19 protein-coding genes are annotated in these 21,705 nt (G+C 44.0%); 10 read left to right on the forward strand and 9 right to left on the reverse strand.

What is annotated here, in order from left to right:
* Positions 1–3: 3 nt before the first annotated feature.
* The 7 genes from nit1 to mreB all read right to left on the reverse strand — a co-directional run bounded on the left by nit1 (position 4) and on the right by mreB (position 9,637).
* Complete coding sequence (gene nit1, locus LG003_RS07125; protein WP_262980424.1) at positions 4–861, reverse strand: deaminated glutathione amidase; 858 nt, start codon at positions 859–861, stop codon at positions 4–6.
* Positions 858–4,652 carry an AsmA2 domain-containing protein YhdP gene (gene yhdP / locus LG003_RS07130; RefSeq protein ID WP_262980425.1) on the reverse strand — a complete coding sequence of 1,265 codons (3,795 nt, stop codon included), beginning with the start codon at positions 4,650–4,652 and terminating at the stop codon, positions 858–860. Before yhdP ends, nit1 begins: the two co-directional genes overlap by 4 nt.
* A gap of 47 nt (positions 4,653–4,699) precedes the next feature.
* On the reverse strand, positions 4,700–6,169 hold the full coding sequence (gene rng, locus LG003_RS07135) for a ribonuclease G (protein WP_112879255.1): 1,470 nt from the start codon (positions 6,167–6,169) through the stop codon (positions 4,700–4,702).
* Positions 6,166–6,753: a Maf family protein gene (locus LG003_RS07140; protein WP_112879256.1), complete on the reverse strand. Its 588-nt coding sequence runs from the start codon at positions 6,751–6,753 to the stop codon at positions 6,166–6,168. The genes rng and LG003_RS07140 overlap by 4 nt, the downstream gene beginning before the upstream one ends.
* A gap of 207 nt (positions 6,754–6,960) precedes the next feature.
* Positions 6,961–7,449, reverse strand: coding sequence for a rod shape-determining protein MreD (gene mreD / locus LG003_RS07145; RefSeq protein WP_112879257.1), 489 nt, complete (start codon positions 7,447–7,449; stop codon positions 6,961–6,963).
* The gene (gene mreC, locus LG003_RS07150) at positions 7,449–8,483 is read right to left on the reverse strand and encodes a rod shape-determining protein MreC (protein WP_112879258.1); all 1,035 of its coding nucleotides are present in this window, start codon (positions 8,481–8,483) and stop codon (positions 7,449–7,451) included. Before mreC ends, mreD begins: the two co-directional genes overlap by 1 nt.
* A 110-nt stretch (positions 8,484–8,593) precedes the next feature.
* Complete coding sequence (mreB, locus tag LG003_RS07155; RefSeq protein ID WP_011148194.1) at positions 8,594–9,637, reverse strand: rod shape-determining protein MreB; 1,044 nt, start codon at positions 9,635–9,637, stop codon at positions 8,594–8,596.
* A 642-nt stretch (positions 9,638–10,279) separates the two neighbouring features.
* Between mreB and acuI the strand changes: the two genes are divergently transcribed.
* The 4 genes from acuI (at position 10,280) to accC (ending at position 13,780) form a co-directional block, all read left to right on the forward strand.
* A complete protein-coding gene (gene acuI / locus LG003_RS07160; protein ID WP_112879259.1) occupies positions 10,280–11,257 on the forward strand; it encodes an acrylyl-CoA reductase (NADPH) in 978 nt (325 codons plus the stop codon).
* A gap of 208 nt (positions 11,258–11,465) precedes the next feature.
* Positions 11,466–11,918 carry a type II 3-dehydroquinate dehydratase gene (gene aroQ, locus LG003_RS07165; protein ID WP_112879260.1) on the forward strand — a complete coding sequence of 151 codons (453 nt, stop codon included), beginning with the start codon at positions 11,466–11,468 and terminating at the stop codon, positions 11,916–11,918.
* A 29-nt stretch (positions 11,919–11,947) separates the two neighbouring features.
* Positions 11,948–12,418 carry an acetyl-CoA carboxylase biotin carboxyl carrier protein gene (gene accB, locus LG003_RS07170; RefSeq protein ID WP_112879261.1) on the forward strand — a complete coding sequence of 157 codons (471 nt, stop codon included), beginning with the start codon at positions 11,948–11,950 and terminating at the stop codon, positions 12,416–12,418.
* A gap of 12 nt (positions 12,419–12,430) precedes the next feature.
* Positions 12,431–13,780: an acetyl-CoA carboxylase biotin carboxylase subunit gene (accC, locus tag LG003_RS07175; RefSeq protein ID WP_112879262.1), complete on the forward strand. Its 1,350-nt coding sequence runs from the start codon at positions 12,431–12,433 to the stop codon at positions 13,778–13,780.
* Positions 13,781–13,847: 67 nt separating this feature from the next.
* Here the strand turns inward: accC and LG003_RS07180 are convergent, their stop codons facing one another.
* Entirely contained in the window at positions 13,848–14,102 is a 255-nt protein-coding gene (locus tag LG003_RS07180; RefSeq protein WP_240000857.1) for a hypothetical protein, read from the reverse strand.
* Positions 14,103–14,259: 157 nt separating this feature from the next.
* On the opposite strand from LG003_RS07180, the gene LG003_RS07185 reads away from it, so the two are divergent.
* Positions 14,260–15,264, forward strand: a complete 1,005-nt coding sequence (locus tag LG003_RS07185) for an IS110 family transposase (RefSeq protein ID WP_262980426.1) — start codon at positions 14,260–14,262, stop codon at positions 15,262–15,264.
* Positions 15,265–15,476: 212 nt separating this feature from the next.
* On the opposite strand, the gene lhgO is transcribed toward LG003_RS07185, so the two are convergent.
* Positions 15,477–16,370, reverse strand: coding sequence for an L-2-hydroxyglutarate oxidase (gene lhgO / locus LG003_RS07190; RefSeq protein WP_262980427.1), 894 nt, complete (start codon positions 16,368–16,370; stop codon positions 15,477–15,479).
* A gap of 474 nt (positions 16,371–16,844) precedes the next feature.
* Here lhgO and LG003_RS07195 point away from each other — a divergent pair, with 474 nt between their 5' ends.
* The 5 genes from LG003_RS07195 to fis all read left to right on the forward strand — a co-directional run bounded on the left by LG003_RS07195 (position 16,845) and on the right by fis (position 21,025).
* A complete protein-coding gene (locus LG003_RS07195) occupies positions 16,845–17,087 on the forward strand; it encodes a YhdT family protein (protein ID WP_262980428.1) in 243 nt (80 codons plus the stop codon).
* The gene (panF, locus tag LG003_RS07200; RefSeq protein WP_262980429.1) at positions 17,077–18,522 is read left to right on the forward strand and encodes a sodium/pantothenate symporter; all 1,446 of its coding nucleotides are present in this window, start codon (positions 17,077–17,079) and stop codon (positions 18,520–18,522) included. The genes LG003_RS07195 and panF overlap by 11 nt, the downstream gene beginning before the upstream one ends.
* Before the next feature lie 41 nt (positions 18,523–18,563).
* On the forward strand, positions 18,564–19,454 hold the full coding sequence (gene prmA / locus LG003_RS07205; RefSeq protein ID WP_112879752.1) for a 50S ribosomal protein L11 methyltransferase: 891 nt from the start codon (positions 18,564–18,566) through the stop codon (positions 19,452–19,454).
* Between the two features lie 283 nt (positions 19,455–19,737).
* Positions 19,738–20,703: a tRNA dihydrouridine synthase DusB gene (gene dusB / locus LG003_RS07210; protein WP_112879751.1), complete on the forward strand. Its 966-nt coding sequence runs from the start codon at positions 19,738–19,740 to the stop codon at positions 20,701–20,703.
* A 25-nt stretch (positions 20,704–20,728) separates the two neighbouring features.
* A complete protein-coding gene (gene fis, locus LG003_RS07215; protein ID WP_010847912.1) occupies positions 20,729–21,025 on the forward strand; it encodes a DNA-binding transcriptional regulator Fis in 297 nt (98 codons plus the stop codon).
* Positions 21,026–21,705 lie beyond the last annotated feature (680 nt).

Genomic DNA, 21,705 nt, shown 5'->3' on the forward strand with positions numbered 1-21,705 from the left:
TTGCTACTCTTTAATTTGCGGTATTTTTTCAATCAAGGAAGTCAACTGTGGTCGAAAGCGGTTATGTTTCACCACCTTCATCTGCTCACGCATAATCTTCAAGCTATCTGCCCTGATATTCAGTTGTAGTGCACTGACTGCATCGGGGTTTTTCTTAATCACTTTCCCCCAACCATCCACTGCCATTGAGTGACCCCACGTCTGACGGGTTCCATGTACACCAACCTGAGCTGGCGCTAACAAAATACACTGGTTTTCAATAGCGCGAGCCCGCAGCAGTGGCTCCCAATGTGCTTTTCCTGTTAAACGAGTAAATGCCGCAGGAACAGATATCAACTCAGCGCCTTGCTCACGTAATGCCTGAAACAACCCTGGGAAGCGCAGATCATAACATATGGTCATTCCGAGACGACCAACAGGTGTATCTACAACGGTAATATGTTCCCCACGCTGGAAAACAGATGATTCATTATATGATCCATGTTCATCATTAATATTGACATCAAACATATGGATTTTGTCGTAACGTGCGCAAATCTTACCCTGATCATCAAACAACAGGCTACTACTGGTGAGCCGTTCAGGATTTTCACGACTGATAAGCGGCATAGAACCGATTAATAACCAAACACCATAACAGCGTGCAATCTCACTGACAGCTTGCTGCAAAGGCCCATGACCCTGTTGTTCTGCATGCCTACGATAGCTATCAGCATTAGCAAACAACAATGCATTTTCCGGGGTCATGACAAACTTGATAGTATCCGGCAACTGCTTAATTTGTTGTTCAATTTGCGCCAAATTATGTTTGATATTCTCACCGCTACATAACTGCAAGAGTGCAACATTAACGTTTCTCATGTTCCTCTATTCTCCTTAAGCTGACGCAGAACTTCATCAATTTTCGGTTGTTCAAGATTACCAGTAATCCGGTAACGAATAACGGATATCTTATTCCATAACGGCCCCAAAACCTTGGTCGCTGCGAATAATGCAGCACCTGCCATCGGATTGATGACAAAAGCCGTTGCTACCCCCACAGTAGCAGAAATCTCCGGCGTGACGATGGCTTCTATATTGATCTGTTGGCGAACAAGATCGATCTCACCTTTCGTTATCACATCGGCAATCAACCCATCAACCCGTAAGTTTTCAGTCTTGAGTATCCCATTTTTTACTGAAACATCACCACGAATTGAATCAAATTCAAAATCCTGGCTAAAGGTATCGCTAAAATCGAGCTGTAATTTACGTAACAGAGCATCAAAACTGACTAATTTTAGTAACTGACCAGCACTTCCTCCCCCCAATTTTTCAATAGCACCTTTGCCTAAGTCACTTTCAAGATTGCCATTCATCGTCTGGAAATTGGGTTTCCATGGTATATCCCACCAATTAAAATCAAAACGGAAGGTAAACGGTGAATTTACAATCGGTACGACTATACCAAGGTAAGATGCCATCTCATCAAACTTTTCACCAGAAAATTGCCCCATGATACGAGTATTATTCCCTACAGCCCCTTCTTGCCAACGACCTGCCAAAGTTAGTTTGCTGACACTGTTTTCTACTATTCCATCTCTTAATACCAGCGAATTACCTTCTGGAATCAGGGAACCAGACACCTTCCCAAGCTTCAATCCCATAATCCAACATTCAGAACAGATGATGTCTAATGAAGGCCATTGGTTCAACGAATAACGCAGAGTTGTACCTGCCTGAGATTGCTTAAGTAAATCTGATTCAGCTTGCTGAGAGCTATGTTGCAGAGGATTATAGTAAAGATGACTCAAATTCATTTGCCAAGAGCCACTATTACGGATATTGAGTTTACCGTTGATTTCCCGACTATTAGCAGTGATCTGCGTTCCCCAAAGCTGTTTTTCCACATCCAACGATAACTGATTCCAGCGTTGTCCCCCCGCATCCAGTGATGGAAGTGATATATGCAGATGCTGTGGCAACATTGACATCCCTGCCGATGAAGAACCTGAAGTCAGAGGCGCAATCAGCCCTAACCACTCTTCCCCTTCAATTGCCGGAAGATTCAACTCCAATAGGGATTTTTCAGGCAAATCAGGAATTTTATCGCTGCTTTGTAAAATTCCACGTGACAGTTGAGTGCTTTTCCCTGCCAGACGCCATTGAGTATTAAATGCATACTGTTTATCCAAAGTGCCTTTTACTTGCAACTGCTCCATATCACCATCAGCCAGAATATGAAGAGCACGCGGTTCATCCGCTTTCAGGGCAGATAAGTAACTATCCACTTGTGATAAATCAACGTCGATTTTCATATCATATTGAGGCTTGCCCTGAAACGGCAAACTGACACCGACCTTCCCTTCCCAATCAACAGAGCCAGAAAACGCTTTAGCAATCGCTGGTGAAAATTTAGATAATTTTGCCACAACCCAACGCGCATTCAGACCAACATTGACTCGGTAGTTTTTGGGTAAACTTTTAGTAGAAAAATCAACCGTCACAGGCTGCCCAAGCCATTGGGCTGATAATTTGCTGCTTTGTAAATTACCATTATCAAAGCGAAACCGGCCACTCACATTTTTCATTTCGCTATCTAGGGGCTTAATCAACAAGTGATTATTTTTTAAAGTCACCTCACCACGGGCATCCACATTGCCACCATTGAGTGGAATATCCAAATGCAAATTACCAGCAATCTGACCACCAACCTGCAATATATCCAGCGTTTCACCAACAGAATTTGCTAACGGACTACGGGTAAAATATTCATGAATATCTTTGCCATCTCCCAGAAGATCAGCGTTGATTAACAATTTCTTACTACGATAATTAGAAATTACTGCTGAAACATTGCTAGCTTTCACTTTACCAAGTGCCGTTTGCGGAGCAAGCATCCATAAACTGTTATTCTGGAAATTAAGATCAATATTGAGATCTAGCAATGCCGGCCAATTTGGTTGGTACTGAAAAGTCGCGTGACGCAATGGAGCAAAAACTTGAAACTGGCCATTATTCTTTGCAAATGGGAAATCTTTTGGATTGCCTTGAAAAACAAAAGTCGCGTTTTCTATCTGCCCTTTAATAATTGAAGCTGTTAGATAGTCAGTCAGAGATGTCCCCATCAAAGATTCTGGAAAATATCTCCAGGCATCACCTGCATCATAAACCCGTATTCCCGCCAGAATATTCAGCGCAGGAGGCTGTTCTTTAGGCTGTTGATAACGAAAATCACCATTGACCCACAATGACTTCGCCTGCAAATCCAATCCTTGACTCCAAAGTTGTAAGCCTCGCTCATCTTGCCGCCAGAGTATTTCGCCATGACTTTGGGATATCTCAAACGGTGCCAGGAACATATCTCGATAATCAACGACACTATTCTTCAATACAAAACTCAGTTTGCCTTGCCGCAAGCTGCCATTGAGAAAACCAGAGAAATTATCAATAGAAGGCAATTCCTGCCAACGCTGCCAACTGACATTCTGCCATTGCATACTGATTCGGGAATCATCTGCCATTTTGGGTGTAATATCGAGGGCAAGATACTTTACCAATCCTTGTGGCTGACGATGCTGCCAATCCTTCACAAGATCAGGCGTCAAAAAAGAAAAAGTCGGTAAAATGCTACTTAGCCGTTCAAGTTGAATGTTTTTTGCCCGGATACGCCAATGATCATGACCATCAGTTCTCTTGGCTTCCGGCAGATAGAGCACTGATACTTTTCCTGACGGCCATTGTTGACCATCAGTGATCAAATTTGCCAGCTCAGGTGCATCAAACAACCAACCACCATCTTGGCGACGCATTCGTAACACCAAATCACTGACAGAAAGGTTGTGGGATTTGTTAGCAACTTTCCAATTAGCTTTTCCCTGACGGAGTTGCAGTTGACCACCATCAATCCGACCATCTTTCAGCATAATCCAGCTAGACAAACTAAACTCAGCATCCTTCAGCCCAGTATTATCCTGCAACCAATGGCTTAACCACGGATGAACATCAACATTATCTGCCTGTAAATAAATAGTACCGTTATCCAATACGCCATTAGTGTCATGCAAATCAAATTTAACTTGTATATCCCCATGCTGATTATTGATCGAAGAGAGACTAATTTTCCCTTGAGCTCGGTGACGATTATCTTTATTTAGCCAGGTTAATTGTGGTAACAGAAGATCAGCGCGTTCACCAGAAGGAGTAAGGAAAGTAAAACGGCTATCTTGCAGATTAAAATGATCAAACTGCTCCAGAAACAGATCAGAAAATAGATCCGATTGGGAAAACATATTACCGCTTTGATCATTAAACAGCGGTTGATAGTAATCTACTTGTAACTGATAAAAAGTAAGATCGCGGAAATTCCAACGCATTCTTAGTAAAGATAACCAGATATCCAATGCAACCGTGATCTTTTTGGCTTTCACATCTGCATTTGCAGTTTTTACACTGATATCACGTAATTCAAAAACAGGCCCGAAAGATTCCCATTCTCCCGCAATATATCCAGCATCAATAGGTACACCAATAATTGATTCAATTTTAGCGAATAATTGTGGGCGGTAATCATTAATATGTGGCAGTAGAAAACGTAATCCACTAACAAGCAAAGCCACAATGATAATGACTATTGCGGCTGTCGCTAATAATACTCCCGGCAGTCGCCTCACACGCATCTCCTTGGTTACCAATGCTGTTATGTCAGCAAATCAGATGGTTACATCATAACTACGTCAAATTGTTCTTGACTGTAGAGCTGTTCTGTCTGAACTTTTACCTGTCTACCGACAAAAATCTCCACTTCCGCCAGTGCATGAGATTCCTCCCCTTTCAGCGCTTCGGCCACTGCGGGTGAGGCATAAATAAGGAAACGATCTGCATCAACTGCCCGGTGCACACGCACAATTTCACGCATAATCTCATAACAGACCGTTTCAACAGATTTTACCGTTCCCTTTCCCTTGCAAGTAGGGCAATCGTCGCAAAGTATATGCTCTATACTCTCACGAGTCCGTTTACGGGTCATTTCCACCAGCCCAAGTTGTGAAAAACCATTAATCGTGGTTTTAACACGATCTTTACTCAACGCCTGCTCAAGAGAAGCCAATACCCGTCGGCGATGCTCCTCACTATTCATATCGATAAAATCGATAATAATAATACCACCTAGATTACGCAGCCTTAATTGTCTGGCAATAGCTTGCGTCGCCTCAATATTGGTATTAAAAATAGTTTCTTCCAAATTACGATGGCCGACAAATGCGCCGGTATTAATATCAATTGTGGTCATCGCTTCAGTTTGGTCAATAATCAAATAACCACCTGATTTTAATTCAACTTTGCGATCGAGTGCTCGCTGAATTTCATTTTCTACATCAAACAGATCGAAAATAGGCTGACTACCGTTATAAAGCTCCAATCTGGCTGTCATTTTAGGAATATATTCGCGAATAAATTCCTGTAACTGAGTGAACGTCAAACGAGAATCTACACGAATACGATCAAGGGCCGCGCCGGCGAAATCACGCAAAATACGGTGGGCCAGAGCCAATTCGCCATAAAGTTTATTTTTAGTGACATTGCGCTTTTTACGCTCCATCACCTTACTCCACAATCGTTTCAAGAAAGCCGCATCCTGAGCTAATTCTTCGTCACCAACACCCTCGGCAGCCGTCCGAATAATGAAACCACCATGTTCATCACAATAATCAGCAACAATATTTTTCAGGCGATTACGCTCTTCTTCACTTTCAATACGTTGTGAAACCCCAACATGAGATGCACCGGGCATAAATACAAGATAACGGGAAGGTAAGGTAATATCGGTAGTTAGCCGAGCGCCTTTGGTACCAAGGGGATCTTTCACTACCTGAACCATTAAATCTTGTCCCTGGCGAACCAACTCAGCAATATCTTTAACATGAAAGTTCTTTTGCTCCTCACCGGCAATACATTCCGTATGAGGCATAATATCTGAGGCATGAAGAAAGGCGGCTTTTTCCAGCCCAATATCAACAAAAGCAGCCTGCATTCCTGGTAATACCCGACTTACACGACCTTTATAAATATTGCCGACAATTCCCCTTTTGGCTTCCCTTTCAATATGGATTTCTTGCAAAATCCCACCATCAATGTAGGCAACGCGCGTTTCGGATGGTGTGATGTTGACTAATAACTCTGCTGTCATATGTTCCCCTTCCCATCAACTAACGCAAAAAACTTTGTGATTAATTCGTGCGTTTCCACCAATGGCAGACCAACAACCGAGTGATAACTGCCATTCAGCGTTTTAACAAAGCAACCTGCTTTTCCCTGAATACCATAAGCCCCCGCTTTGTCCATCGGCTCACCGGTTGCTACATAATCCAAAATTTCCTGCGTGGATAATTGGCGAAAGGTTACATCTGTAATGACTATATCACTTAAGGTACGCTGACTATCTGATAAAGCAATAGCTGTCATCACCTGATGACTCTGACCGGAAAGTGCACTGAGCATTGCAACAGCATGTTGCTCGCTACGTGGTTTTTCGAGAATCTTACCATTCAATACAACAACAGTATCCGCTCCCAACACCAGAAAATCCTCTGGTGCAATAGCAACTCCCGCTAGAGATTTATCTTTTGCTAATCGGCTGACATACTGACGCGGAGTTTCACCCTCTTGCCATTGCTCCTTTACCTGAGGAGAAAGAATTTCAAATTTAAAGTCCAATAATTCAACCAGCTCACGCCGCCTTGGTGAGCAGGAAGCCAGATAAAGGGTTTTCATGATGATCTCGTCCTTACTACTACCTATCTCATTAGGCTATTTCATTTGCCATTTTGAACCTAGAGCAGAGCTTAATCCTCACGTACATTATGTACGCTCCGGTTATACACACTACTCGTATCCTCAAGTTATTGGAAAGAATGGCCTGCATCAGTAACGCCTGCTGGAATAAGCTCTGTCAGGACATTAAAAACGGCGATCCGACCACTAATGTACATTAAACTGACGACGGATTTTTCGCATTAACAGGAACAACCACGGCCAAAGAATACCATTGACCAAACTGTTCCAGAATACTTCTGGATGAAAAGCAACATTTGATAACAAAAATTCTGCCCAAAAAACGCTGAGATCCATCAGTACCGATAAAGCAATGACAACCAAAGCCTGCTGCCAAAGTGCCATATTGCGAAATAATTGAAACTTAAATGACACCAAATAACTCACAAGGCTGTAAGCCAAAGCATTAACACCCAGTGTCGCTCCCTGAATCAAATCCACGATGATCCCCAATATAAAACCGGTACCAACACTGACTCTATGCGGTAACGCCATCACCCAATAAATCAACAATAGTGCCGACCAAGTTGGCCGATACATATAAATTTGCTCCGGCCACGGCATAATTTGCAGCACCATTGCAATCAAGAAAGATACCCAAATGATCCAACGCCCATGACTCCGGTATTGATTCATTAACGATTTCCCGAATTTATAAATTTAGCCGACGTTATTGTCGATTCAGCACCTTTTACTCTTTCTGTTGTCTTGGTTGATTCATCAGAAACAGACGATGGCGCAGGTGGTCCCATTTCATTTGCATGTGGCAATACCTGAGGCATCATTTGCATTAAACGTTCGTTGGCTACACGATAAACCTCTGATGGCGGCAATGGTTCGGATGGATTATTATCTGCCCCCCACAACAACAACAAATAACGCAAACGCTGTAATTCTGCCGTTGGCCGAGCATGAATCACAGTATAAGCCCGTTGATTATCGACTTTAACTGACGAAACCACCGCAACCGGATAACCTTCCGGGAAACGACCCCCTAACCCAGAAGTCACCAACACATCCCCAACCCGAATATCTGTGTTGCTCGGTAATAACTCAAACTGCAAATCATCAGTACAACCTGCACCAGCAATAATAGCCCTGATATCATTACGTAAGACTTGGATTGGTAAAGCATGAGTCGTATCACAAATCAGTAATACCCGGCTAGTAAACTGACTAACAGCAACAACCTGACCAACAATGCCTTTATCACTGATAACAGGTTGCCCTTCATAAACACCTTCTCTTGATCCCTTATCGATGACGACCTGATCACTATAAGGATTAGCCCTACCGGAGATCACCTGCGTCACCATCATGTGTTCATCCTGACGTAAAGGTGATCCCAATAGCTCACGCAAGCGGGAATTTTCCTGTTTAAGTTGGCCTAACAACAGCATATCGCTATTTTTCATCAATAATTCTTGGCGTAAAGCACGATTTTCCAATCGAAGTTGTTCACGGGAAGCAAGGGTTTCTGACACACCATCAAGCACTTGACGCGGGCCATTGGCGAGAAAATAAAATGGACTGACTACCGTATCCATATAATTACGGACTTTACTGAGAGCATCAAGGCGGCTGTCTGCCACAACCAAAGCAATGGCAACAATAACAGCAAAGAAAAGTCGTAATTGCAGGGAAGGCCCTCTGCTAAAAATTGGCTTCATAAGCTGCGCTATTCCAAACTGTACTGTTTCATAAACAATGGAATTCCCAGACAGCAATCGCAAGGAGGTCTGAGCTGCCCGTCATTCCCCCCTCACTTGCAAGTTAACACTCACTCCTCGCTGAAGAGTTCACCGCCATGCATGTCGATCATTTCAAGTGCTTTCCCGCCACCACGAGCAACACACGTCAATGGATCTTCCGCAACAATGACAGGAATACCGGTTTCCTCTATCAGTAAACGATCAAGATTGCGCAATAATGCACCACCCCCGGTCAAGATCATACCTCGTTCTGAAATATCGGAAGCCAATTCTGGAGGACACTGCTCAAGAGCGACCATGACAGCACTGACAATACCCGTTAAAGGCTCTTGCAGAGCTTCAAGAATTTCATTGGAGTTAAGCGTAAAGCCACGTGGCACACCTTCAGCCAAGTTACGACCACGAACTTCAATCTCCAGCATTTCATCACCAGGATAAGCAGAACCGATCGTGTGCTTAATACGCTCAGCCGTTGCTTCACCAATCAGTGAACCATAATTACGACGAACGTAATTGATAATAGCCTCATCAAAACGATCACCACCGATACGTACAGAAGATGAATAAACAACCCCGTTCAAAGAGATAACCGCCACTTCCGTAGTGCCACCACCAATATCCACAACCATTGAACCCGTGGCTTCAGAAACAGGTAAGCCTGCACCAATCGCCGCAGCCATAGGTTCTTCAATCAAAAATACTTCACGAGCGCCAGCACTGAGTGCAGATTCACGGATTGCCCGACGCTCAACCTGAGTTGCACCAACCGGTACACAAACCAAAACTCGCGGGCTTGGACGCATGAAACTGTTGCTATGAACTTGCTTAATAAAGTGTTGCAGCATCTTCTCTGTAACATAAAAATCGGCAATCACCCCATCTTTCATCGGACGAATTGCCGCAATATTACCCGGTGTTCGACCCAGCATTTGCTTTGCTTCCTGCCCAACGGCAGCAACACTTTTCGATGAACCAGCACGATCCTGACGGATTGCGACGACAGAAGGTTCATTCAATACAATACCCTGACCTTTGACATAAATAAGGGTATTGGCGGTACCCAAGTCAATAGACAAGTCGTTGGAAAACATGCCACGAAATTTTTTAAACATAGCGAAAGGATAATCCTGCAAGCTGGGGACGGAACGAAACCCGTCTACTCTACCAACCACATGAAGCAGCGACAAGGCACACAAGCACTTGCTTCAATAAAAAAGTGGCTACGTTATTCATATCAACAGAGCGATATTCTACGTTACTTCTCCCAAACGGAGCAGAAAAAAACTGCATAAAAATGGGTTAATTTTACCAATTGTTCCATAACTAAATGCAAGAACCACCTGATTTTACATAATTCAACATTATGGCACGGATACCGTAACCGGCTAAATCCGCTCCTGTTTTTTGACCAGTAACGATTCTTGTAAGTTCACATAAGACCCACACTTTTGCTCACTATTTCCAATAGTTAACTACAAGTACGTAGTCTATGTAGTGAACAAATTAATGATGTAATAAATTGCGACTAAAATACAATACTTTCTGCTAATAAATAATAAAAAACAGAATTTTCTGAAATAGATTGCGATAGGTAATAGTCTGAAATCCGATACCGACATCATAGAAAAAATGTGAACAGATTCTGTTTCACAATCCATCAACACTTTATTTTTTCTTATATTCCTTATGTAAATCACCCATTTTTATCTATTCTTATTTAATGACAAAATCAATTACAGAAAACGGAACGATCAATGAAAGCCTTGCTACTCAAACAACAACAGAATCAATTAACAGCATCCATTGAAGAAGTTGAGACTTCTCATCTTCCCAAGGGGGATGTTACCGTCGATATTCACTGGTCAACTCTGAACTATAAAGATGCATTGGCAATCACAGGTAAAGGGAAAATTATCCGCCAATTCCCAATGATACCGGGTATTGATTTCTCTGGAATCGTACACCACACAGAAGATCCGCGTTTTCATATCGGCCAGCATGTTTTATTAACCGGCTGGGGCGTAGGAGAAAATCATTGGGGTGGCTTGGCAGAACAAGCCAGAGTTTCAGGGGAATGGTTAACGCCTTTACCCATTGGTTTAGATAGCCGACAGGCAATGATCATTGGTACTGCTGGCTTTACCGCAATGCTGTGTGTTATCGCCTTGGAACAAGGTGGCGTCAAGCCAGAAAATGGTGATGTTATTGTGACAGGTGCCAGTGGTGGTGTAGGAAGTACGGCGATAGCACTACTCTCACAACTTGGCTATTCCGTTGTTGCCGTTAGCGGTAGACAAGAAAATCATAACTATTTGTTATCCCTAGGGGCAAAAAAGGTTTTGCCACGCCATGAATTTAGCCAACCGCCTCGCCCATTGGAAAAACAACTTTGGGCCGGAGCTATTGACACTGTAGGCGATAATGTACTGGCAACAATACTGGCCCAAACTCACTATAACGGTACCGTTGCAGCCTGCGGTCTTGCCAGCAATGCAAATCTGCCAACAACAGTGATGCCATTTATTTTACGCAACATACGCCTGCAAGGTGTAGAGTCGGTCACGGTTCCATCAGCCAAACGCCCCGCCGTGTGGCAACGTCTGCAAGAGCTACTACCTGCTGCTTTTTATCAACAAGCAACGACTGAAATCACACTAGACCAAGCGGTGGAATACGCTAATAAATTGATAGCTAACCAGGTTACAGGACGTACATTGGTAAGAGTTCGTTAAGAATTGTGATTAGCCTCTAAAGTACAGTGGTTTTATTCTTGACATTTTTTCTGATAAGACCAGTATTTAGCTGCTAAATGCTACGATATCATTATAATGTCGCGCTTTATCGCCGAAATGAACTTGTGGCTGTTATAAAAAGATGACAAATCGTTAATATAGGATTATGTTGGGCAGTTGTTGACAAATTGCCGGAGATACCAGCACAATGGCAGACAAGTTTCACATTTTACTCCTTAATGGCCCTAACTTGAATATGTTAGGAACCCGGGAACCTGATATCTATGGCAACTTAACGCTTGATGATATCGTCAGCAAATTGTCTGAAGAAGCCCATCAATCAGGGGTCAAATTCAGTCACCTGCAATCCAACGCAGAATTTGAGCTGATAAATAGAATTCATTCTGCACAGGGTAATACTGATTTTATCTTGATTAACCCTGCTGCATTCACGCATACCAGCGTGGCACTGCGTGATGCATTGCTGACTGTAAAGATCCCATTTATTGAGATCCACCTCTCCAATGTTCACGCCCGCGAGCCATTTCGTCATCACTCATATCTTTCAGATCTTGCTGTTGGTGTAATCTGCGGTTTAGGGGTAGATGGCTATAGCTTTGCATTACAGGCAGCGGTAAACCGCTTGTCAAAACTCAACTAAATAAAACAGAAGAGTACGGAATCACACTCATGGATATTCGTAAGATAAAAAAACTGATCGAGCTGGTTGAAGAATCTGGCATTTCTGAACTGGAAATTTCTGAAGGGGAAGAGTCAGTGCGCATCAGCCGCGCATTAGCCCCCCAGAGTTTTCCGGCAGCTCAACAATATATTCCCGTCCAAGCGCAACAACCTGCGCTGGCTAGCGTTGTTGCGCCTTCTCAGGCTCTACCAGAAACGATCAGCGACAGATCGGCTGCAATCGACGGCCACGTTGTTCGTTCTCCAATGGTAGGTACTTTCTATCGTACGCCTAGCCCAGATGCGAAACCGTTTACCGAAATCGGCCAACGTGTCAATGTGGGCGATACCCTCTGCATCGTTGAAGCAATGAAAATGATGAATCAGATTGAAGCCGACAAAGCAGGTGTGGTTAAAGCGATTCTTGTGGAAAACGGTCAACCCGTTGAATTTGACGAGCCATTGGTCGTCATCGAATAACGAGGCGTTCCCATGCTTGATAAAATTGTAATTGCTAACCGTGGTGAAATTGCCCTGCGTATCCTGCGAGCTTGTAAAGAGTTAGGGATCAAAACCGTTGCGGTACATTCCTCTGCGGATCGTGATTTAAAACACGTACTGCTGGCAGATGAAACTATCTGTATCGGCCCGGCAGCTTCTGCAAAAAGCTATCTTAATATCCCTGCGATTATTTCTGCGGCAGAAATCGCTGGCGCAGTAGCCATTCACCCTGGCTACGGTTTTCTGTCTGAAAATGCAGATTTTGCTGAACAGGTTGAACGTTCTGGCTTTATTTTTATCGGTCCAAAAGCAGAAACGATCCGCCTGATGGGTGATAAGGTTTCTGCTATCAATGCGATGAAAAAAGCGGGCGTTCCTTGTGTACCTGGCTCTGATGGTCCATTGTCTGATGACACAGAGAAAAACAAAACCATCGCTAAACGCATCGGCTATCCTGTCATCATCAAAGCATCCGGCGGCGGCGGCGGTCGCGGTATGCGCGTCGTCCGCAGTGATAAAGATCTGGAACAATCAATCAATATGACCCGTGCGGAAGCAAAAGCTGCTTTCAATAACGATATGGTTTATATGGAAAAATTCCTTGAGAATCCACGTCATATTGAAATCCAGGTATTGGCCGACGGTCAAGGTCAAGCAATTTATCTGGCTGAACGTGATTGCTCTATGCAACGCCGTCACCAGAAAGTTGTCGAAGAAGCCCCTGCTCCGGGTATTACGCCAGAGATGCGCCGCAGTATTGGTGAACGTTGTGCTAACGCATGTATCGAAATTAGCTATCGTGGCGCCGGTACTTTCGAATTCCTGTATGAAAACGGCGAGTTCTACTTCATTGAGATGAACACCCGTATTCAGGTCGAACATCCCGTTACAGAAATGATTACCGGTGTTGACTTGATTAAAGAGCAGTTGCGGATTGCCGCAGGTATGCCACTTTCAATTAAGCAGAAAGATGTTGTTGTTCGTGGTCACGCCATTGAGTGTCGTATCAATGCCGAAGATCCGAACACATTCCTGCCAAGCCCAGGTAAAATTACCCGCTTCCACTCACCGGGTGGATTTGGCGTACGTTGGGAATCGCATATTTATGCTGGCTACACCGTTCCCCCTTACTATGATTCAATGATTGGTAAGCTGATTACTTACGGTGAAAATCGTGACAATGCCATTGCCCGTATGAAAAATGCATTGGCAGAATTGATCATTGATGGCATCAAAACAAATATTGAGCTTCAACAGACGATTATGAATGATGAAAACTTTCAGAATGGTGGCACGAATATCCACTATCTGGAGAAAAAACTGGGATTACAGGAAACTTAAAACTGGTTTAATGACATCAGCATGTTTTTAAGGAGCGTTCAAACGCTCCTTTTCATCTATTTTACATTCACACAGGCAAATATTGCTGAACAATTTCACGACCTATTTCAATTGAAGCAGTCGCTGCTGGTGAAGGCGCATTACAAACGTGTAGTGAGCGCATACCCGTCACGATATGAAAATCATCAACCAGCTTGCCATCGGCAGTCAGTGCTTGAGCACGCACACCTGCGGGGCCAGAAACAATATCCTCAGCATTAAGTTCAGGTATCAGACAACGAGCATTAGCGACAAACCGTTTTTTACATAATGAACGGCACATCTCCGCCACTCCTTCGCCAAAATAGGTACGTGCAATTTTCCAAAAACCACGGTAGCCCAATATTTCACTCAGATCTGCCAGATTAAAGATACAAGATGGTCACACCCACCCTGTGAGAGGTACGCTAGCAGGGTATTTTATTTTAGAGGGAACCATCATGCAAAACGTTACGCTTATTGGTATCGATCTCGGTAAACATTCCCTCCATGTCCACTGTCAGGACAGGCAGGGTAACGCCCTGCTGCGTAAGAAGTTTTCCCGCACTCAGCTTATGAATTTTCTCGGTTCCTGCAAGGCTGCAACCGTAGTGATGGAGTCCTGCGGTGGGGCGCACTTTATGGCTCGCCGGAGCGCTGATTTAGGCCATGAGGCAAAACTGATTTCTCCGCAGTTCGTCCGTCCTTTTGTTAAGAGTAACAAGAACGATTTTGTCGATGCTGAAGCTATCTGCGAGGCAGCTTCCCGGCCCTCCATGCGCTTTGTGCCCCCCCGCACAGAAGACCAACAGGCGATGGCCGCCCTCCATCGCGTCAGAAACTCACTGATACGGCAACGCGTTAAAACCACCAATCAGATGCACGCTTTTTTGCTGGAGTTCGGCGTCAGTCTGCCGCGCGGTATTGCCGTGATACGACGTCTGGCCGCCGTGCTGGAAGAAAATGACTTTCCGCCTTATCTGGCAAGGGTTCTGAGCAGACTCCACAGTCATTATGTTTACCTCAGCGGAGAAATTGAGGAAGTCGATAAGGAACTGAAAACGCATCTGGCGGAAGATGAAACCGCGCAACGCCTGCTGACCATTCCTGGCGTTGGGCCGGTAACGGCGAGTCTGTTAGCCATGCGGCTGGGGGACGGTAAAAACTATGCCAGCAGCCGTGACTTTGCGGCTTCAACAGGGCTGGTTCCCCGCCAGTACGGCACGGGTGGAAAAACGACATTGATGGGCATCAGCAAGCGGGGTGATAAAAATCTGAGGCGGCTGCTGGCGCAGTGTGCCAGGGTCTTTATGCAGCAGCTGGAGCATAATCCAGGGCGTCTGGCAGAGTGGGTGAACAGGCAGCTTGCCCGCCATCACTCGAACGTTGTGGCGTACGCGCTGGCGAACAAACTGGCACGAATAGCCTGGGCCGTTACGGCACATCAGACGGTGTTCATTAAATAAAAGAGCCAACGAAAAACGGCGTTAGCTCAGTAAGTTAAGCAGTTACCATCTGGTTTTGCGACGACAGATAATTGATGACATGAACGGCATATCGGCCTGCTGATGAACCTGATATAAAAAATGGCTCTCTGAAGCCGACCGGTTTTTAAGGTTCGGCAGGCACGGAACTCATCGTGGCGCGGGCATGACTGCTCACCAGACGCAGAATAGATTTACGAAGCCCACCATACATCAAAATTTGTGTTGCAAAAACGGGGGTGACCATAGATTTTATAGCCTTCACGCTTAAATGCCAGTACCGCGTTTGGACCAATATCACGTTTACCGTTATACATACGGGTAAAATGTACACCAAGAAAAGGAAAATCTGGATTAGGTACTGGATAGATCAAATGGTTGACCAGGTAATTTCTTTCACTATTCAACACATAATATTCACCACGGAAGGGAATAATCTTCATACCAATATCATAGCCAGACAAACGAGCAATACGATCGCTATGCAATCCGGCGCAATTAATCAACCATTTTGCCTGATAACTATTCTGTGGCGTAACAACTTCTACTCTGTCACTATTCTCTCTAATGGCAGTAACCATTTGACCATAAATCAAGGTAGCGCAACGCTGCTGGATAATTTCTGCCAGTTTATCAGCCACCTCTTTATAGTTCACAATACCAGCATCGGGAACAAGTAACGCCTCCAATCCGTTGACATGCGGCTCACGCTCATTGAGTTGCAAACGGTTTAGACGGCTAACTTCCAGACCATTTTGCAATCCACGCTGATAAAGATTTTCCAGTAATGGTAATTCTTTTGGTTGTGTAGCAACAATGACTTTGCCACAACGATCATGATACAAACCATGCTGGCGACAAAAAGAGAACATAGTTTTATTACCACGCGTCGCCAGGCGGGCCTTCAAGCTGCCAGGTTTATAATAAATGCCTGAATGTACTACATTGCTATTGTGACCACTTTGATGGCTGGCTGGCATGTTCTCTTTATCCAACATCAATATCTTGATGCCAGGCCGAACTTCCTGCAATGCATTAGCAACACCAAGCCCAACAATACCAATACCGACAATAATATAATCATACATACTTTATTTATTCCCTATTATTGATTCAGCTACCGTTCAGCCTATTTTTCTAGATTTTTTTCAATGAGTAAAACTACACCTATACTAATGTCACTATTGATAAAAATGTTTTTCCGATATTTTCGATTTTTCCCTCAATAGCAAATTATGATAACCAATATCAGATAAATTATTATCAGTAATAATTTAATTTCATTGTATTGCATATTGCTTTTCACAGTATTAGTCACCAATAAATAAACAACCTAAATTTGTCTATAACATTACCCATCATCTTATAGGAAAAATATGATAAAAACGCATTTCCTTATATGAGTTATGCTACAAGAATACGAGATAATCTATTCATGTAGAAAAGTTTTTAAGCAAAACTCAAATGACTTACTTCGTATCACATTTTTCCTGAATAAATTCGCATCTTGCCGTACAATCCTTCCCTTCCCATCCTAATTTATCTAATTACCGGAAGAACGAATGGACAGACGATTTGTTCAATCCCATAAAGAAGCACTTTGGGCTGTATTGTTAACGCTTGCTTACCTTATTGGCTGGCTATTGACAGCCTATTTACCCAGTGATGCTCCCGGTGTCACTGGCTTACCTCGCTGGTTTGAAATGGCATGTTTATTACTACCAATTGTATTCATCATCCTCTGCTGGTTAATGGTGAAGTTTATTTTCAAAGAAGTCCCGCTGGAGGATGAGAATGCAAAGTGAAGTTATCTTACCTCTACTTGGCTATCTAGCACTGGTATTTCTGCTGTCAGTTTACGCCTATCGACGCCACCAGAAAGGCGCTTTCCTGACTGAGTATTTCCTTGGCAACCGGTCAATGGGCGGCTTTGTATTGGCAATGACCATTACTGCCACCTATATCAGTGCCAGTTCATTCATCGGCGGACCGGGAGCAGCCTACAAATATGGTCTGGGATGGGTATTACTGTCACTGATTCAGTTGCCGGCAATATGGCTTTCTCTGGGTGTGTTAGGTAAAAAATTTGCCATTCTCGCCCGCCGCTATAATGCCGTTACTCTTAATGACATGTTGTATGCCCGTTATGGCAGTCGTTTTCTGGTTTGGTTTGCCAGCCTAAGTCTTTTAGTCGCTTTTATTGGCGCGATGACCGTTCAGTTTATTGGCGGCGCACGCCTGCTAGAAACTGCTGCGGGTATCCCTTATGGCACTGGATTAATGATTTTCGGTATCTCTATCGCTCTCTATACCGCATTTGGGGGGTTCAGAGCGAGTGTCCTCAATGATGCCCTACAAGGGCTGGTAATGTTGCTAGGCACTGTTCTACTGCTGGTGGCGATTATCTATAAGGCAGGAGGTCTGTCAGAGGCGGTCACCACATTACGAACAATTAATCCTGAGCTGGTTTCCCCACAAGGCGCAGATCATATCCTTAGCGGACCTTTCATGGCATCGTTCTGGATACTGGTCTGTTTTGGGGTAATTGGATTACCTCATACTGCCGTTCGTTGCATCTCCTACCGCGATAGCAAAGCTGTTCACCGTGGGATCATCATCGGAACCATCGTCATGACGATCCTCATGTTCGGTATGCACCTAGCAGGCGCAATTGGTCGAGCCATTATTCCTGATCTGACCATTCCCGATCAGGTGATCCCAACATTGATGATCACTGTATTGCCACCATTCGCTGCTGGAATTTTTCTAGCCGCGCCGATGGCCGCCATTATGTCCACAATTAATGCACAACTGCTGCAATCTTCTGCCACAATCGTCAAAGATCTCTACCTAAACCTGTTTCCACAACAAATCGTACAGGAAAAAAGACTGGCCCGAATTTCCAGTTTTTCTACCCTGATTCTTGGTTTGTTGCTACTTTTAGCCGCCTGGCGCCCACCCGAGATGATTATCTGGCTGAATCTATTGGCCTTCGGTGGCTTACAGGCCGTATTCCTCTGGCCATTAGTACTGGGTCTGTATTGGGAAAAAGCCAATGCCTATGGCGCTGTCAGTTCGATGATTACAGGGGCAATAAGCTACACTCTGCTCGCTAGTTTCAATATCCATCTATTGGGCTTCCATCCGATCGTGCCATCATTACTACTTAGCTTGTTGGCTTTTTGGATGGGTAATACCCTCGGTCAGCGATTACCGCAAAAAGTGATCAGATCTCATTAAGTGAGTTACTTTAACTCGTTTCCAATTAAGGAGAATTTTTTATGCCTTGGATACAACTTCGATTAAATACCACAGGACAGCTCGCTGAATCCCTTGGAGATACTCTGATAGAAAATGGCGCAGTCTCCGTCACCTTTCAAGACAGCCACGATAACCCTGTATTCGAACCTTTACCGGGCGAGACCCGTTTATGGGGAGATACTGATGTCATCGGACTGTATGATGCTGAAACCGATATGAAAGCTGTGATCAGCCAGCTCGAACAAGTTCCTGAGTTAGGTAAAGGATTTATTCATAAGATCGAGCAGTTGGAAGACAAAGATTGGGAACGTGAATGGATGGATAACTTCCACCCAATGCGTTTTGGCAATCGCTTATGGATCTGTCCAAGCTGGCGCGACGTCCCTGATCCAGATGCTGTCAACGTTATGCTAGACCCTGGACTGGCTTTTGGTACAGGTACTCACCCAACCACATCGTTATGCCTGCAATGGCTAGACAGCCTCAATCTGGAAGGTAAAACGGTTATCGATTTTGGTTGCGGCTCCGGCATACTCGCAATTGCTGCGCTAAAGCTCGGTGCAACACACGCTATTGGCATAGATATCGACCCACAAGCTATTCAGGCCAGCCGAGACAACGCAGAACGTAATGGCGTTCTGGAGCGTTTAACGCTATATTTGGCGAAAGATGCACCAACCGATCTTGAATCTGATGTAGTAATTGCTAATATTTTGGCAGGCCCTCTGCGTGAACTCGCCCCTGTGATTGGCGCATTACCAAAACCGGGTGGCCTGTTAGGTCTATCGGGCATTTTAACAAACCAAGCAGAAAGTGTTATTCAGGCCTATACTGATAAATTTGTAATCGATCCGGTTGCGGAACAGGAAGAATGGTGCCGGATATCTGGGGTAAAAATAACAACAAATTAAAATTATTTTATTTTGTTATAATTTCAAGTGCAAATTTTGATCGCTTATTGATGATAATCCGTGCTGTCAGCAAACTTGCTGGTAGAAAAATCCTAAGTGATAAACTTTACCAATAACATATAACACCATGTTATTTATGAATAATTATATTTACCACAGAAGAAAAGCTGGAAAAAAGTTGTGACAAATGACGATTTGCTCAAAGTTTGGCCTTTCATATTTTGCGAAAAATGCGTAATATACGCGCCCTTGCAGTCACAGTATGGCCACTCTTTCTTCGTCTATGCGTATCGGACAATACCAGCTGAAAAACTGTCTTATTGCGGCCCCAATGGCTGGCATAACTGACCGCCCGTTTCGGTCACTATGTTACAAAATGGGTGCAGGTATGACAGTATCGGAAATGCTTTCTTCCAACCCACAGGTCTGGAAGACAGACAAATCCCGGCTACGTATGGTTCACAGTGACGAACCGGGGATTCGTTCCGTGCAAATTGCTGGCAGTGATCCCAATGAAATGGCAGCGGCAGCGAAGATCAACGTCGCTAATGGTGCTCAGATCATTGATATCAACATGGGGTGTCCAGCCAAGAAAGTGAATCGTAAGCTAGCAGGCTCGGCTTTACTACGTTACCCTGAATTGGTGGAAAAAATTCTTTCTGCCGTTGTAAACGCAGTAGATGTTCCTGTTACGCTGAAAATCCGCACTGGATGGTCGCCAGAAGAACGAAACTGTGTAAAGATTGCCCAATTGGCCGAGCATTGTGGTATCCAAGCTCTGACGATCCACGGCAGGACTCGTGCCTGTTTGTTTAACGGAGAGGCAGAGTACGACAATATTCGGACAGCTAAGCAGACTGTTGCCATCCCGGTTATTGCCAATGGTGACATTACTGACCCGCTTAAGGCCAGAGCAGTGCTTGAATACACCGGGGCTGATGCCCTGATGATAGGCCGCGCTGCTCAGGGAAGACCCTGGATCTTCCGGGAAATCCAGCACTATCTGGCAACAGGAGAACTGCTGTCACCGATGCCGATTGGCGAAGTGCAGCGTTTAATGAACGAGCATATACAGGAATTGCACGACTTTTATGGTCCAGGCAAAGGAGCCCGTATAGCACGTAAGCATGTATCCTGGTATCTCCGGGAACATGCTCCTGATGACCAGTTCCGGCGCACATTCAACACCATAGAGGATGCCAGCGAACAGCTGGAGGTGTTGGGGGCATATTTCGAAAATTTTGCGTAATATAAAGAAAAGAGCTGACAGAACTATGTTCGAACAACGCGTAAATTCTGACGTACTAACCGTTGCTACTGTAAATTCACAAGATCAGGTAACCCAAAAACCTTTACGTGATTCAGTTAAACAAGCACTGAAGAACTATTTTGCTCAATTAAACGGTCAAGATGTTAATGATCTGTATGAGTTGGTATTGGCTGAAGTGGAACAGCCATTGTTGGACATGGTGATGCAATACACCCGTGGCAACCAAACGCGCGCTGCCCTGATGATGGGCATCAACCGTGGCACACTGCGTAAGAAATTGAAAAAATATGGCATGAACTAATTAATTAACCGTTAGTTCATTAAAAAAGGCGCTGTACCTCTTGGTAAAGTGCCTTTTTTGCCAAATTCACCGGTAGAGGATTGGTGCTACTGGAATAACAGCGTTGCAATGCTCTTTAGCCATTGCATGAAACTGTATTGATAAAATATAACTTAGAATCTAATGCTTTCGTCATTCATAACGCTTTCCTTTGTGCTTGGTAGAGATTTCCGCAAACCGCAAATCAATCTGCGTTTATATTTCAGAAAGATATTAGTGGGCCATTTTTAATGGAATTTTATAGTCAAATTTTCCTTTATTTACGTTATCTTGTATATATCTTCTTCATATTTTTACATAAATTTATCATTTCCTTGTAGGAATATTTTGTTGTAAATACGAAATTTCGGTATTTTTCAGACACAATCTTCATTTAGATTTCGCTATAAATACTTTGTCGCTGTAATTTTTAAATATTCCTACCCGATTGCTAATAATTTATAATTTTCCAGTGATAGCGCTTTCACCATCTTTTTCAAGAGAATGACCGATCGTTCCCTAAGAGAATATATGTCTGCTTATACCCGTTATCTTTCAAGTTGCCTCTTTGTTGGCTGCACTCGCTCACCCCGGTCACATAGTTTGCTATGCTCCCGGGGATTCTCTCCCTTGCCGTCGCGATGCATCTTGAAATCCATTGG

Origin of the sequence: Photorhabdus kleinii (assembly GCF_025384885.1) — a bacterium.
GTDB lineage: Bacteria > Pseudomonadota > Gammaproteobacteria > Enterobacterales > Enterobacteriaceae > Photorhabdus > Photorhabdus kayaii.

Bases quoted from the DNA above. Each gene is read 5' to 3' on its own strand.
- fis (WP_010847912.1), top strand. From the start codon at position 20,729: ATGTTCGAACAACGCGTAAATTCTGACGTACTAACCGTTGCTACTGTA.
- dusB (WP_112879751.1), top strand. From the start codon at position 19,738: ATGCGTATCGGACAATACCAGCTGAAAAACTGTCTTATTGCGGCCCCA.
- prmA (WP_112879752.1), top strand. From the start codon at position 18,564: ATGCCTTGGATACAACTTCGATTAAATACCACAGGACAGCTCGCTGAA.
- rng (WP_112879255.1), bottom strand. From the start codon at position 6,169: ATGACAGCAGAGTTATTAGTCAACATCACACCATCCGAAACGCGCGTT.
- accC (WP_112879262.1), top strand. From the start codon at position 12,431: ATGCTTGATAAAATTGTAATTGCTAACCGTGGTGAAATTGCCCTGCGT.
- acuI (WP_112879259.1), top strand. From the start codon at position 10,280: ATGAAAGCCTTGCTACTCAAACAACAACAGAATCAATTAACAGCATCC.
- LG003_RS07140 (WP_112879256.1), bottom strand. From the start codon at position 6,753: ATGAAAACCCTTTATCTGGCTTCCTGCTCACCAAGGCGGCGTGAGCTG.
- mreB (WP_011148194.1), bottom strand. From the start codon at position 9,637: ATGTTTAAAAAATTTCGTGGCATGTTTTCCAACGACTTGTCTATTGAC.
- nit1 (WP_262980424.1), bottom strand. From the start codon at position 861: ATGAGAAACGTTAATGTTGCACTCTTGCAGTTATGTAGCGGTGAGAAT.
- lhgO (WP_262980427.1), bottom strand. From the start codon at position 16,370: ATGTATGATTATATTATTGTCGGTATTGGTATTGTTGGGCTTGGTGTT.
- LG003_RS07180 (WP_240000857.1), bottom strand. From the start codon at position 14,102: ATGTGCCGTTCATTATGTAAAAAACGGTTTGTCGCTAATGCTCGTTGT.
- accB (WP_112879261.1), top strand. From the start codon at position 11,948: ATGGATATTCGTAAGATAAAAAAACTGATCGAGCTGGTTGAAGAATCT.
- panF (WP_262980429.1), top strand. From the start codon at position 17,077: ATGCAAAGTGAAGTTATCTTACCTCTACTTGGCTATCTAGCACTGGTA.
- LG003_RS07195 (WP_262980428.1), top strand. From the start codon at position 16,845: ATGGACAGACGATTTGTTCAATCCCATAAAGAAGCACTTTGGGCTGTA.
- mreC (WP_112879258.1), bottom strand. From the start codon at position 8,483: ATGAAGCCAATTTTTAGCAGAGGGCCTTCCCTGCAATTACGACTTTTC.
- mreD (WP_112879257.1), bottom strand. From the start codon at position 7,449: ATGAATCAATACCGGAGTCATGGGCGTTGGATCATTTGGGTATCTTTC.
- LG003_RS07185 (WP_262980426.1), top strand. From the start codon at position 14,260: ATGCAAAACGTTACGCTTATTGGTATCGATCTCGGTAAACATTCCCTC.
- aroQ (WP_112879260.1), top strand. From the start codon at position 11,466: ATGGCAGACAAGTTTCACATTTTACTCCTTAATGGCCCTAACTTGAAT.